The sequence below is a fragment of the Pseudomonas sp. SDO5522_S412 genome (assembly GCF_054071215.1).
Genome location: NZ_JBSVWQ010000160.1, coordinates 1 through 12,956, shown reverse-complemented (window position 1 = coordinate 12,956; position 12,956 = coordinate 1). Strand labels below are relative to the sequence as shown.

The following is a 12,956-nucleotide window of genomic DNA, read 5'->3' as shown; positions in this document are numbered from 1 at the left end:
GCCTCAATGTTTACTGGCCACCGTCATCGCAGGCAAGCCAGCTCCCACATTTGGCCTTCATTGTTCTCCCCTGTTGTGTTCACTGGCACATGTCTTGCGATAGCCCCCGGGTACTTCGCTGAAATAAGACCCGCCATGCGCCCTTACCGATTGCTCACTGCCCTGACCTGGCTCATCTCGCCGCTGGCCCTGCTCGCCACCTGGACGCTGGTGGCGCACCTCGGGATCTTCCCGCGCAACCTGCTGGTACCGCCGGCCCAGGTCCTGCAAACCTTTGAAGAACTGCTCGCCAGCGGCGAACTCGCTGAACACCTGGGCAACAGCCTGTCCCGGCTCGGTCTGGGCTTTGGCATCGGCTCGCTGTACGGCCTGGCCTTCGGGGTGCTGATGGCCCTGTCAAAGAACGTCGAGGTGTATTGCGCCCCGCTGTTCCACACCTTGCGCCAGATCCCCAGCATCGCGCTGATCCCGATGTTCGTGCTGCTGTTCGGCATTGATGAAACCTTCAAGATCATCATCGTCGCCAAGACCGCATTTTTCCCGGTGGCCCTGGCCGCCAGCGAAGGCGTCAAGGGCATTCCCCGCAGCTACTTCGAAGTGGCCGACGTGTACCGCCTGCGCTGGCCGACCTTCGTCTGGCGCATCGCCCTGCCCGCTGCCGCGCCGCCGATCATCACCGGTTTTCGTATCAGCCTGACCCGCGCCTGGGTGGTGCTGGTGGCCACCGAACTGCTGGCGGCCGACAGCGGCCTGGGGCAGATGATCGAGATGGCCCGGCAGATGCTGCGCATCGACGTGGTGATGGTGGGTGTGGTGGTCACCGGGCTGATTGGTTTTGCCCTCGACTTTGGCTTTCGTTCACTGGAACAGCGGCTGTTTCGCTGGCAGACCCGCTAGGAGCCCGGCATGACCCTCTTGAAAAAATCCCGCGGCCTGTTGCTGCCGCTGCTGTTGATCCTCGCCTGGGAATACGCCTCGCGTCAGGACGCGGCCGGCGCCTACGCCTTTGTGCCGCTGTCGGCGATCGGCTCGGCGTTGCTGGAAATGCTCGGTAACGGCGAGTTGCTGGTCAACCTGCTGGCCAGCCTGGCCCGCACCAGTGGCGGCCTGGCCCTGGGCATCCTGTTCGGCGTGGTGCTGGGGGTGCTGATGGCGCTGTCGAGTGTGGCCAACCGTTTGATCGGCCCGCTGTTCCATTCGATTCGCCAGGTGCCGATGCTGGGCTGGATCCCGTTGATTGCCATGTGGTTCGGCAACGGCGAGTTCTCCAAGGTGCTGATCGTCAGCCTCGCGGCGTTCTACCCGATGGTGCTCAACACCTACCAGGGCTTCAGCCATGTGGAGCAGCGTTATCGTGAAGTCGGCCAGGTGCTGGTGCTCAGCCCGGTGCAGCAGTTCGTGCACGTGCTGTTGCCGGCGGCGTTGCCGAGCATCGCCACCGGCGTGTTGCATGCCCTCGCCTTCGCCTGGGTAACGGCGATCGGCAGTGAGCTGTTCCTGTCCTCCGGCGCCGGCCTGGGCAACCTGATGATGAATGCCGAGGCTGGCTCGCGCATGGAAGTGATCGTGCTCAGCGTGCTGTGCATCGGCCTGCTGGGCTACCTGATGAACCTGCTGTTTACCCGCCTCAGCCGCCACGTGCTGCGCTGGCGCAATATTCGTTGAAGGCCATGAACATGAACGCAATCGCCCACCACGCCCTCCACACCGCCGTGCAGACCGGCGCCCTGCAGATTCGCGGCCTGAACAAGGCCTATCGGATCGAGGGCAAGCCGCTGCCGGTGTTGCACAACATCAACCTCGACGTGCGGCCAGGGGAGTTTGTCAGCATCGTCGGCGCCAGCGGCTGCGGCAAATCCACCTTGCTGCGCCTGATTGTCGGGCTGGAGGCCGAGTACGAAGGCGATATCCTGCTGGACGGCCAGCGCATCGCCGCCACCAGCCTGGAGCGCGGCATTGTGTTCCAGGATCACCGCCTGTTCCCGTGGATGACCGTCAGCCAGAACATCGCCCTGGCCCTGAAAAACCACAACCTGCCCCAGTCCGAAAAGGATCGGCAAGTGGCCGAACATATCGCTCTGGTCAACCTCACCGGCTTTGAAAACGCCTACCCGCACCAGCTCTCCGGCGGCATGGCGCAACGTGCTGCAATCGCCCGGGCACTGATCAATAAACCCAAGGTACTGTTGCTCGATGAACCACTGGGCGCCCTCGACGCCCTGACCCGTGTGCACCTGCAGCGGGAGCTGCAACGGATCTGGGTGCAACAGCGCTGCACGGTGATCATGGTCACCCATGACATCGAAGAGGCGCTGTACCTGGGTGACCGGGTGATCGTGATGGACGCCCACCCGGGGCGGATCAAGCATGAAATCCGGGTGGACTTGCCACATCCGAGGGAGCGCAGTTCGCCGGTCTTGCAGGGCTACAAGGACCGGTTGCTGGAAGAGCTGGTCGGGCACTGAAGACAGTGGGCATGCCGATCTTTACATTTTGTATAGTTATGGATATTTTATCCAGACAGCAAATGCAATGCGCTCGTGCCCGGTTCATTTTCAGAGGTCCTTTCCATGCAACTGTCTTCGTACCATGACGTGATCAAAGCCGCCGAACGCCTGGAGGGCTTCGCCAACCGCACGCCGGTGTTCACCTCGCGCACCCTCGATGCCGAGACCGGCGCCCAGGTGTTCATCAAATGCGAAAACCTGCAACGCACCGGTTCATTCAAGTTTCGCGGTGCGTTCAATGCGCTTTCCCGGTTTGACGAGGCGCAGCGCAAGGCCGGTGTAGTGGCGTTTTCCTCGGGCAATCACGCCCAAGGCATCGCACTGGCCGCCCGCCTGTTGCAGATGCCGGCCACCATCGTAATGCCCACCGACGCCCCGGCTGCCAAGGTCGCCGCCACCCGGGAATACGGCGCGACCGTGGTGTTCTACGACCGTATCACCGAAGACCGCGAGCAGATCGGCCGCACCCTGGCCGAGCAGCACGGCATGACGTTGATCCCCTCATACGACCACCCGGACGTGCTGGCCGGCCAGGGCACTGCCGCCAAGGAGTTGCTGGAATTCACCGGCCCACTGGATGCCTTGTTTGTCGGCCTGGGCGGTGGCGGCATGCTCTCCGGTACGGCATTGGCCACCCGTGCGTTGTCACCTGATTGCCTGCTGTACGGGGTCGAGCCCGAAGCCGGGAATGACGGCCAGCGTTCCTTCCAGACCGGCAGCATCGTGCACATCGACACGCCCGCGACCATCGCAGACGGCGCCCAGACGCAGCACCTTGGCAATCACACCTTCCCGATCATCCGCGAGAACGTGAATGACATCCTTACGGTCTCGGACGCCGAGTTAGTGGAGTCGATGAGGTTCTTCATGCAACGCATGAAGATGGTCGTGGAGCCCACCGGTTGCCTCGGCCTTGCGGCCTTGCGCAACCTCAAGCAGCAGTTCCGGGGCCAGCGCGTGGGCATCATCGTGACCGGTGGCAACGTCGATATCGAGAAGTACGCGAGCCTGCTAAAGGGCTAAAACCTCCAACAAGAAAATACTGTGGCGAGCGTGCTTGCCACATGGCTTCCTGCTGCCTGCAATTTCTGCCGCCTATAAAAAATGCCCGGGTGTTCCCTGAGCGTTAACAACAAGAGGTGCTTATGAAAAATCGTTACCTGGCCCGGGCCATTGTGATTGCGATCATCCTTGGCGTGCTGGTGGGGGCCGTGCTGCATGCCCAACTGGACGCCGACACCGCCAAGACCATCGCGGGTTACTTCAGCATGGTCACCGACGTGTTTTTGCGCCTGATCAAGATGGTCATCGCGCCGCTGGTGCTGGCGACGTTGATCAGTGGCGTGGCGAGCATGGCCGACAGCGGTTCCATCGGCCGTGTCGGGTTGAAGGCGATGACCTGGTTTTTGATTGCGTCCGTGGTATCGCTGCTGATCGGTTTGACATTGGCCAATCTGTTTCAGCCAGGCGCGGGGCTCAACCTGAGTGTGGCGGCCAACGGCAACAGCGGTTTGAACACCGCCAGCTTCAACCTGTCGGGTTTTTTGTCCCATGTATTCCCCCGCAGCATCGTCGAGGCCATGGGCAACAATGAGGTGCTGCAAATCGTGGTGTTTTCGTTGTTCTTCGGCGCAGCGCTGGCGTTCGTCAAGGGCAGCGCCAGGTCGCCGATCCTGCACGTGCTGGAAGAACTGACCCAGGTGATGTTCCGCATCACCGAATACGTGATGGTGATCGCGCCGCTGGCGGTGTTTGCCGCAATTGCCGCCACCATCAGCCTGTACGGGCTGGGGATGGTGGTCAGCTTTGGCAAGTTGATCGCGCAGTTCTACCTGGGCCTGGCGGTGCTGTGGCTGGTGATCAGCGGCGTGGGTTACCTGGCGCTGGGCGCACGTTTCAAACAACTGTTGCAGTTGCTGCGCAGCCCGGTTTTGCTGGCGTTCTCCACCGCCAGCAGCGAGGCGGCCTACCCCAAGACCATCGCCGCCCTGGATAGCTTCGGCTCGCCCAAGCGCATCAACAGTTTTGTGCTGCCCCTGGGTTACTCGTTCAACCTCGACGGTTCGATGATGTACCAGGCGTTTATCGTGATGTTCATCGCCCAGGCCTATGGCATCGAAATGAGCTTCGGCCATCAGGTAATGATCCTGCTGACCTTGCTCGTCATCAGCAAAGGCACCGCCGGCGTGGCGCGCGGCTCACTGGTGGTGCTCGCGGCGGGCCTGCCGATGGTCGGCCTGCCGGAAGCCGGTTTGCTGCTGATCCTCGCCGTGGACCCGATCCTCGACATGGGCCGTACCGCCACCAACGTGTTCGGCTGCGGCGTGGCCACGGCGGTGATTGGCCACGGTGCCACCGATGAACAACCTGCTCCCCTTCCCTCCCTTGCTTGAGAACTGCCGATCATGAAGATTCACCACACAGCCACTGCCTCCCAGCCTGCCGGGCACTACTCCCAGGCCGTAAGCCATCAGGGCACGCTGTACATCTCCGGTCAATTACCGGTGAGCCCTGACGGGCGTCATAACCTCGAGGCTTCGTTTGCCGAACAGGCTCAAGTGGCCCTGGACAATCTGTTGGCGATTTTGAAGGCCGCAGGCGGCTCTCCCGCAGACCTGGTGAAAGTCACGGTGTACGTGGTGGGGGTAAAACACTGGCCTGAATTTGATGGCTTGTACGCCGCTGCGCTGGAGGATCACCGCCCCGCCCGCGCGGTGGTGCCGGTGCCGGAACTGCACCACGGCTATCTGATTGAAATCGAAGCCGTGGCGCGCTCGGCATAGGTCATTTGGCGTAGGTGTACACCGCCGCCCGCGAGACCCCAAGGTGTGAGGCAACCGTTTCCATGGCACGCCGGATGTCCATCACGCCGGCTTCTTTCAGCTCTTGCATCAGCAGGCGCCGGTCGGCGGCCTTGAGGGCACGTGGGGTGGTCGCCAGGCGTGCGGCGAACTGGTCGATGCGCGCACGAATGGCGTCGGCACCGGACGGGTCGAGAGACTCGGCGGGCCGATCGCCGCTGACCGAGCCGAACTGTTCCAGCATGCCCTGCAAGCCACGGAACAACGAGAGGTCGACGTTCATGCACAAGGCCGCCACGTACTTGCCGGTGGAGTCCTTGATGCCGATGGAAGTGCTCTTGACCTGACGCCCGTCGGCGAACTGGTTCTGGTAGTTGGCGATCACCTGCGGGTACTCGGGATCGGCAATCCGCGCCAGGCCCAGCTCGGTGGCCGGGTCACCCGGCTGGCGCCCGGAGAGGTTGTTGTGGATGGCCATGATTGCGTGCTGCGGGTCGCGCAGGTCGTGCAGCACGACCTCGCAAAACGGGCTGAAGGTCTTGCTCAGGCCTTCGGCAATCTGTTCGAGTTGGCTGATCAAGGCCGCTTGTTCGGGAGTGTGTTTTTTCATTCAGACAACATATCCAGTACTGGATAGACCGTCAATTTACCTTTTGGAGTGTGCACGATGGAAACCCCGACAGCTTTGCTGGATGTGAGCCGGATGCAGCGCAATATCCTGCGTATGCAGCAGCGTGCCGATGACTTGGGTGTGAGCTTGCGGCCCCATGTGAAGACCCATAAATGTGCCGAGGTGGTGGCGGCGCAAATCGCCGCCGGGGCCACGGGGATTACGGTTTCGACGTTGAAGGAGGCCGAGTATTTTTTCGACCTCGGCATTCGGGACGTTCTGTATGCGGTGGCGATGGCGCCGCATAAATTGCCTCAGGCGTTGGCGTTGCGTCGTCAGGGGTGTGCGCTGACGCTGATCACCGACAGCCTGGCCGGGGCCCGGGCGATTGTCGAGTTTGGTGCGCTGCAGGGTGAGGTTTTTGCGGTGCTGATTGAGATTGACTGTGATGGGCACCGGTCCGGGGTGAAGCCTCAGGATCCGCTGTTGCTGGAGATCGCCAGGCTGCTGTATGGCGGCGGGATGCTTGCCGGGGTGTTGACTCATGCCGGGGAAAGTTACGGGCTGGATACGCCTGAGGCGTTGCGGGCGATTGCCGAGCAGGAACGGGCGCGCTGTGTTGCAGCGGCCGAGGTGATTCGGGGGGCGGGGTTGCCTTGCTTGCAGGTGAGTGTGGGTTCGACGCCCACGGCGCTGTCGGCGGTGAGCCTGGAGGGTGTGACTGAGCTGCGGGCTGGGGTTTATGCGTTTTTTGATTTGGTGATGCATAACGTTGGGGTGTGCCGCATTGATGAGCTGGCGTTGAGTGTGCTGACTACGGTGATCGGGCATCAGGTGGAAAAGGGCTGGATCATTACCGACGCGGGGTGGATGGCGATGAGTCGGGATCGTGGGACGCAGTCGCAGAAGCGGGATTTTGGTTATGGGCAGGTGTGTACCGAGGGTGGCGAGGTGATTGAGGGGTTGCTGGTGGGCAGCGCGAATCAGGAGCATGGGGTGGCTTGGTTCGACGGGGTGGCGATGGATGTGGTTGAGCGGTTTCCGCTGGGGACGCGGCTGAGGGTTTTGCCTAACCATGCGTGTGCTACGGGGACGCAGTTCGGCAGCTATGGCGCGCTGCTGGAGAATGGTGAGGTGCAGGTTTGGGAGCGGTTACGGGGGTGGTAGATCCAAGGCCTCAAACGAGAGCGGGAAAAGTCTTCGTTGTCAGAATGTCGGATCAGCGTCAGGACTTGCGCAGATCGAAGAGGTCTTAAACGCTGGTATTGTGGTTACTGGACCTCAGTGTGTGAAGTGATAGCCGGTCCCAACAGGCCATGAAGCAATTCGCCCAGCGTATTGAGGTCCTCCCCAACACCCAGCGCCACGACGCCAACCCCGTATGTATCCCTGTACTGTGTGGTTTCCAATGAAGGTACTCCGCCCTTTTTTGGTACGAGTAACAACGTGCAATCAGGACCCCGGTCTTGCCAGCGCAAACTGTCCCGATAGATATGCGCGGATTGCATTGCATCCAGTACGCCATAGCGGCTGGCTCGATACTTCGCATCCAGCACCAAAAAACGCTTCTGACCATGGGCCTCAAGGGTGATGACAATATCCGGGAAACGCTGCCGCGAAATACTGGCGAAGCCCCGGTTGGGTTTTTTATCGAATGCCGGGCAGCGGACCTGAAGCCATACATTGAGCTCGATATTGGGTGCGATTGCGTTGAAGGCAATGCATTCAGCTTTGTTCGAAACGCAATCCCTTTGCCAGACCATGTGTGAATAGCGCGCTTGCAAGGTTTTGACTACTTGGAGGTAACACCACCGTTCGTAGACTTCCCAGGTAGGACTCATCCAATGCCTTTCATCGCTCAACTCACCACCCACCCCATTACGCAGAGCGTGCCAGCCCACCCGATAAGCGCTTGCGTACAGTGGGTGCGCCGAAATAGCGTTCAACCCGGCCGATGAAATATGCGCCGTCTTTATTGATGTAAAGGGCTCACTGCGCGCAATTCGTCGCAGGTCATGCTGTAGGCGATTCAGGTACGCCATACGGCGCGCGAGCCTTGGCACCAGTAACGAACGAGCACCGTCCTGTTCCTTCTGCTCACTGAGCCGACTTAACCCCGCGATCACTTGCCCCGCGCGCCGAGCCACAGCGCGCAGAACCGCGCAGAGCGTCTGGTTCGCAGCATTATCAAGGTCGTTGAATACCGTCGAAACGTCAAAGGCAATGGGCCCGGGAGTACCGAAGTTGCTGGATTGCCCGTTCAACACCGGCAACATTGCAGGATTGCGCATAGCCTTGTGCACAGAGTATCGGTCCAGCCGTCTGACCTTGTTCAACCCCTGAATTGTCCGCTCTCGGCGCAGCCTCGTCAGTGGGCTTTTGGTCACCCTACGCATAGCCTTCAAAAATGCGTCGCCATAACAACGCAAGCGCGCGTATTGCAGATGCACATTCGTCACTTCACCTTGCACGCCGATCTGGCTTTTCGTGTATTCGGTCCCCATCAACAAACTTGGGTCGAAAGCCTGGATGTCGGCGATCATCCGCTCAAACGAAGCCTGTTCGAGTTTTTCGCCTTGTGGCGCTACAGACAGGCGATAAAGAGCGACAACGTTGCCGCTGACATCTGTGAGCTCAGCAGCGACTTCCCCCGCATAGAAGCCTGGCTCCCACACCCAGGCCATCTGTTGCTCATGCCGGCCGGCCGCCAGAGCGACGTCATCGACAAATAACTGGCCTGCCCCTTCGGGGATCAGAAAGACATAACGACCCTGCTCATGGAACCCTGAACACAGCTGATCCGGGCTGATGCTGAATAAGCGACCTGAGTGGTCAACGCAGACAATCTGCCCCATGCTTAACGCCAGAACCGGGCAGAACCCAGGTACTGGAGGTCTTCCAGCAACTCATGCATCTTGGCCTGCGATTGCGTAAGTTCATTCTGTTTGAGTACTACCTGCACTGCAGCAAACGCCCGTTGAATACGGGGCGAGTCCTCACCGCGCAGTTTGGGTAATACTTTGGAATAGATAGCCTGGTCCAACGCACTTTCAAAGTCGATAACGTTCCAGCGCAACGCCTCGCGGATATAGCCCATTACATCGCTGATCGTGCGCCAGCCGAAATGCAGCCTGACGGGACGAAGTGCTGCGACCAGATCCTTGAGTGCCTGCTGGACTTTGTGGGTCTGCTCGCTGGAAAGCGGACTATTTTTCCAACCAGGAAAGGCGTCCACGTCAATATCCCAGAACTCAATCACGCAGGCACGATCAAGCACCTTGTCGCTGAGTCCATGGGTGGTTTCGTCCATATTGACGGTACCGATGATAAAGAGGTTCGCGGGGTAGTCGAGGCTGGCTGGAATCCCATTAATCTCGACGCCTTGGGCGTGCAACTCGATCCGGTCACCGGTTTCCATTGCCGACAACAGCGGTGCGAGGTACTGCTCGGGGTGCGACAGATTCATTTCGTCCAGGACCACAGTGTAGGCACGGTCTGGATCTGCACTGGCACACAACAGAAAATCAAGGAGCGCCGTCCGCACATAGACTTCATTATTAATCGGGTTAATGTATCCCAACAAGCAAGACGGATCGTGCCAACCCGGTTGTACCGCAACGGTCAGCAAACCCTGCGCGGGATCTTTTTCCCCGTGCCGTAAGCCCAATGCATAACCTCGGGCCAGCAGTGTTTTCCCAGCACCGCTCAACCCCGTCAATACGGCAAGATGACGACGGTGATGGCTCCACAGGCCGGCATCGAGCTGGCCTATGAGTTCAGGGCGCAAGACAATGTTGTCGTCGAAACTCTCAAGAATCTCTCCCAGTTTCGGACGGTTGATATAGCCTTGGTAGTCGGGCGAGGTTTCTTGTGGCACCAGTACCGGGTCCCCTCCGAGCAAACCTGGAACCCAATGAATACGTTCGGCCCAAGTCAATCCACGCTCGGTCAACTGCAAGGTCTTGTCGGAGGCCAACTCAACAAGCTTCAGGCTGCGCAACCAGTTGATCAGTGAGCTCGGAACAAAGTTGCTGGTCCAGCCTGGATTGACCTTTTGTAGTTCCAGCGCCAGGGCCTTTACAGTCAAAGGTTCCTGCATCAATAGATAGAGCATGTTGTCGAACCCGAGAATACGCGTTAACAACCAATCGCAGAAATCATCCGGGTCGCCAGACTCAAGGAAACTTTCGCCTCTTGGCGTCAGGTAAAGGTTGTCTCCGTCAGGCCGCAATACACCCCACTCCGCAATCAACGCATTGATTTGAGTGTTGAGGGTGCCGGTTACATGGCCGGGGTTAATTGAATGCATGTGCTCACGGAAATCTTCGCGCGTGCAGCCTTCACGAGCAAACTCGATCATTGAACGAATGGTTGATGAGCCCCCACCAATAGCCAACATGCCACGGCGCCGACGATCTGCAGGTAATGGGTTGAGGCGCTCCTCTCCGGTAGCCAGGTCTGATACCTCCGTCGCCTCCAACTCCGCCTTTTGGACGTGATTGACGTACAACAACCAAGGCACGGTCATATGCTCAACAAAAAATTGCGTCAGCCCTGGGCCAGGATCGTCAAGAACCCCCTTCAATCGCGCCATTACCCAGCGTTGCTCCGACAGGCCATGCCCCAGGGGACCGTCAAACCCCATCGCGATAGCCAGCTCGTGGAGCTTTCGGAAATTGGTAATAGTCGTGAAGTATTCAGGACAAATAGCCGCGAGCAACCGACATAACTTCAGCAAAGGCCGGCGCTTGACCTTGAGCTCTACCAAGGCAAGTACCTGTGACCAAGTGGAATCAATCAACATCTCCACGGCATCAGGGAGCAACACTCGATAGGTTGACTTTAGCTGCCATAAGACCTCGGCGATTTGCCCATCGGCTGCCACCAATGAAATGTCGACACTGCCCATGCCTGTGGCTGAAATAGCCCGGCTGTCCCAAAGCATTCGCTGAAATGCCTCACTGGTGAACTCATCGTGATCCGACTCGCGCACTTTTTCGAGCAAGACCATCAGTCGATTACGCCACTCCTGATTTCCAGGTTGGGTGCGCGTTTGCTCAAGCGCGCTTTTACAAGCGGCTTTCAGCTGGGTGTCATCTTTCAAATCCAACAACATTGGCTTAGCTCTCCGAAGCCACTAGGTCTTTTTACGGCTGAACGGGCGTGAATCGTTAAAGCACAAAGCGTCCGTCTCAGACTTGCAAACTGAAACCAGCAGGAGGACAAATAAGCGTCACCATTTTGTCGGCCTTTCTACGGTAATCATCACCCGCCCACACGTATGCCTTGATCCAGATTGTCATGTTGTCGTATTGGAAACGGATACAACTCTGATCATCAAGGTACTTGTTGGAACGAGCGACCTGTTCCTCACGCTCAAATACAGTAATTACCAAGCCAACGCGGTAGTCCTTGCACGCATCCTGTTGAGCTTTGGCGCTACGCATATCCGCAGTTGAGAACCGGTAAAACTCGTTGCGCTCCAAGTCCAGCTCAGTGCGCACGGCGTCACGTTCCTGACTGTAAGGATGGCTGTGAAAGTCTCCGAGAAAACGCAGTTCCGGAAAGAATGATTCGACGAAGGTATTTTTCAAGGTATAGGCATCGTCGCGGGCAGTAACGGAATCCCCCGTGCGGTGAGCGGCAGTCGATACATTTGCCTGGCTGATACGGTACACGGTCTCGTTCATACTGGTTGAGCTGAGATGGCCCCACAGATAACCAAAGGTCTCCAACTTGATCCCGGTACCGTCCAGATCGGCAGAGTGATCAACGCGGTAAGCCTCCAGCGCAGAAGTGGCAATCGTAAAAAAGGCTTGTTCGGACAGTGATACCAGGCAATTGGACATGGATCTACTCGTGTCAGTCGGTGAGATCGACACAAGGGAGGCGTGAAAAAACTCCCGCTACATGACCATCCTTGTGTCGAGCATTGCGCAATGGCCATCGAAGCCATCCAGGGGCGATAAGGTAACCGATCACCGAGCGAAGACAAAGCCATTTGCCACTATCACACACCGCAAGCAACTTAACCCAACCAGCCTAGCTCAGATACAGCACGTGGCCTGGTATATGATGGGTACTCGACCGATCAGGAAATGACCAATGCTGCCGATTCGCACCCCGTTGATCCTGCACCCCGGCTTGTCCACCGCTACCCGGCGGGTCTGGCTGAAGCTCGAGAACCTGCAACCCTGTGGCTCGTTCAAGTTGCGCGGCATGACCACGCTGTGCGCCTACGCGGCGAGCCAGGGCAAGACCACGGTGGTATGCCCCTCCGGCGGCAATGCCGGGCTGGCCACGGCCTTCGCGGCGCGCGGCCTGGGGTTACAGGCGCGGATCGTGGTGCCGACCACCACCCCCGAAGCCACCCGCGCACGCATCCGCCAGGCCGGGGCCGAGGTGGTGGTGCACGGTGATCTGTGGGATCAATCCAATGAGCTGGCGCTGCAACTCTCAAAAGCACCCGAGGCGCTGTATGTGCCGGCCTTTGATCACCCGCTGTTGTGGGAAGGCCACAGCAGCATGATCGATGAGATTCTTGAGGACTGCCCTCAGGTGGGCGCCATCGTGACCTCGGTGGGCGGCGGTGGACTGCTCGCGGGCGTTCTGACGGGACTGGAGCGTCATGGGCGGTTCGGCTGCAAGGTGATTGCGTGTGAAACGGCGGGCGCGGCTTCGTTTGCTGCTGCCGTAGAGGCTGGAAAGCCCGTGCGGCTGGCGAAGATCGATACCGTGGCCAAGTCGTTGGCCGCGACCCAGGTGGCGACGTGGCCGGTGCAGCATATCGGCAGGTTTGCCCATCAATGCGTGGTGTTGAGTGATGCCGACGCGATGATGGGCGTGGCGCGGTACGCCGATGATTTACGCCAGTTGGTGGAACCGGCATGTGGGGTTTCGTTGGCCGTGGCGTATCTGGAGCATGGGGCGATTGCCGGGATTGAGGATGTGGTGGTGATTGTGTGTGGTGGGGTGAGCATCAGTGCGGAAACGGTTGCTCAGTGGCAGAACACGGTCTCTCTACCGAATTAAATCCCC

At 59.2% G+C, this 12,956-nt stretch carries 12 protein-coding genes; 8 read left to right on the top strand and 4 right to left on the bottom strand.

What is annotated here, in order from left to right:
• Positions 1–135 precede the first annotated feature (135 nt).
• From ACW9I6_RS24190 to ACW9I6_RS24165, 6 genes are all read left to right on the top strand, one after another.
• Positions 136–897, top strand: a complete 762-nt coding sequence (locus tag ACW9I6_RS24190; protein ID WP_457339927.1) for an ABC transporter permease — start codon at positions 136–138, stop codon at positions 895–897.
• A gap of 9 nt (positions 898–906) precedes the next feature.
• Positions 907–1,665, top strand: a complete 759-nt coding sequence (locus ACW9I6_RS24185; RefSeq protein ID WP_177023071.1) for an ABC transporter permease — start codon at positions 907–909, stop codon at positions 1,663–1,665.
• 11 nt (positions 1,666–1,676) lie between these two features.
• Positions 1,677–2,465, top strand: a complete 789-nt coding sequence (locus ACW9I6_RS24180; protein ID WP_023658820.1) for an ABC transporter ATP-binding protein — start codon at positions 1,677–1,679, stop codon at positions 2,463–2,465.
• A 105-nt stretch (positions 2,466–2,570) separates the two neighbouring features.
• Positions 2,571–3,530 carry a threo-3-hydroxy-L-aspartate ammonia-lyase gene (locus ACW9I6_RS24175; RefSeq protein WP_003212540.1) on the top strand — a complete coding sequence of 320 codons (960 nt, stop codon included), beginning with the start codon at positions 2,571–2,573 and terminating at the stop codon, positions 3,528–3,530.
• 122 nt (positions 3,531–3,652) lie between these two features.
• Positions 3,653–4,900: a dicarboxylate/amino acid:cation symporter gene (locus tag ACW9I6_RS24170; protein WP_177023072.1), complete on the top strand. Its 1,248-nt coding sequence runs from the start codon at positions 3,653–3,655 to the stop codon at positions 4,898–4,900.
• Positions 4,901–4,912: 12 nt separating this feature from the next.
• Positions 4,913–5,290 (top strand): RidA family protein, encoded by a 378-nt coding sequence (locus ACW9I6_RS24165; protein ID WP_457339926.1) that lies wholly within the window; start codon positions 4,913–4,915, stop codon positions 5,288–5,290.
• Position 5,291: 1 nt separating this feature from the next.
• On the opposite strand, the gene ACW9I6_RS24160 is transcribed toward ACW9I6_RS24165, so the two are convergent.
• Positions 5,292–5,918, bottom strand: coding sequence for a helix-turn-helix transcriptional regulator (locus tag ACW9I6_RS24160; RefSeq protein ID WP_003212543.1), 627 nt, complete (start codon positions 5,916–5,918; stop codon positions 5,292–5,294).
• A gap of 57 nt (positions 5,919–5,975) precedes the next feature.
• Between ACW9I6_RS24160 and ACW9I6_RS24155 the strand changes: the two genes are divergently transcribed.
• Positions 5,976–7,085 carry a DSD1 family PLP-dependent enzyme gene (locus ACW9I6_RS24155; RefSeq protein WP_008430539.1) on the top strand — a complete coding sequence of 370 codons (1,110 nt, stop codon included), beginning with the start codon at positions 5,976–5,978 and terminating at the stop codon, positions 7,083–7,085.
• 104 nt (positions 7,086–7,189) lie between these two features.
• Here ACW9I6_RS24155 and ACW9I6_RS24150 read toward each other — a convergent pair whose 3' ends face one another.
• The 3 genes from ACW9I6_RS24150 to ACW9I6_RS24140 all read right to left on the bottom strand — a co-directional run bounded on the left by ACW9I6_RS24150 (position 7,190) and on the right by ACW9I6_RS24140 (position 11,767).
• Complete coding sequence (locus tag ACW9I6_RS24150) at positions 7,190–8,773, bottom strand: nuclease domain-containing protein (protein ID WP_178912246.1); 1,584 nt, start codon at positions 8,771–8,773, stop codon at positions 7,190–7,192.
• 2 nt (positions 8,774–8,775) lie between these two features.
• On the bottom strand, positions 8,776–11,034 hold the full coding sequence (locus ACW9I6_RS24145; protein ID WP_177039959.1) for an McrB family protein: 2,259 nt from the start codon (positions 11,032–11,034) through the stop codon (positions 8,776–8,778).
• Between the two features lie 76 nt (positions 11,035–11,110).
• On the bottom strand, positions 11,111–11,767 hold the full coding sequence (locus tag ACW9I6_RS24140) for a hypothetical protein (protein ID WP_178966715.1): 657 nt from the start codon (positions 11,765–11,767) through the stop codon (positions 11,111–11,113).
• Between the two features lie 256 nt (positions 11,768–12,023).
• On the opposite strand from ACW9I6_RS24140, the gene ACW9I6_RS24135 reads away from it, so the two are divergent.
• Complete coding sequence (locus tag ACW9I6_RS24135; RefSeq protein WP_457339925.1) at positions 12,024–12,950, top strand: pyridoxal-phosphate dependent enzyme; 927 nt, start codon at positions 12,024–12,026, stop codon at positions 12,948–12,950.
• Positions 12,951–12,956 lie beyond the last annotated feature (6 nt).

Bases quoted from the DNA above. Each gene is read 5' to 3' on its own strand.
- ACW9I6_RS24190 (WP_457339927.1), top strand. From the start codon at position 136: ATGCGCCCTTACCGATTGCTCACTGCCCTGACCTGGCTCATCTCGCCG.
- ACW9I6_RS24185 (WP_177023071.1), top strand. From the start codon at position 907: ATGACCCTCTTGAAAAAATCCCGCGGCCTGTTGCTGCCGCTGCTGTTG.
- ACW9I6_RS24180 (WP_023658820.1), top strand. From the start codon at position 1,677: ATGAACGCAATCGCCCACCACGCCCTCCACACCGCCGTGCAGACCGGC.
- ACW9I6_RS24175 (WP_003212540.1), top strand. From the start codon at position 2,571: ATGCAACTGTCTTCGTACCATGACGTGATCAAAGCCGCCGAACGCCTG.
- ACW9I6_RS24170 (WP_177023072.1), top strand. From the start codon at position 3,653: ATGAAAAATCGTTACCTGGCCCGGGCCATTGTGATTGCGATCATCCTT.
- ACW9I6_RS24165 (WP_457339926.1), top strand. From the start codon at position 4,913: ATGAAGATTCACCACACAGCCACTGCCTCCCAGCCTGCCGGGCACTAC.
- ACW9I6_RS24160 (WP_003212543.1), bottom strand. From the start codon at position 5,918: ATGAAAAAACACACTCCCGAACAAGCGGCCTTGATCAGCCAACTCGAA.
- ACW9I6_RS24155 (WP_008430539.1), top strand. From the start codon at position 5,976: ATGGAAACCCCGACAGCTTTGCTGGATGTGAGCCGGATGCAGCGCAAT.
- ACW9I6_RS24150 (WP_178912246.1), bottom strand. From the start codon at position 8,773: ATGGGGCAGATTGTCTGCGTTGACCACTCAGGTCGCTTATTCAGCATC.
- ACW9I6_RS24145 (WP_177039959.1), bottom strand. From the start codon at position 11,034: ATGTTGTTGGATTTGAAAGATGACACCCAGCTGAAAGCCGCTTGTAAA.
- ACW9I6_RS24140 (WP_178966715.1), bottom strand. From the start codon at position 11,767: ATGTCCAATTGCCTGGTATCACTGTCCGAACAAGCCTTTTTTACGATT.
- ACW9I6_RS24135 (WP_457339925.1), top strand. From the start codon at position 12,024: ATGCTGCCGATTCGCACCCCGTTGATCCTGCACCCCGGCTTGTCCACC.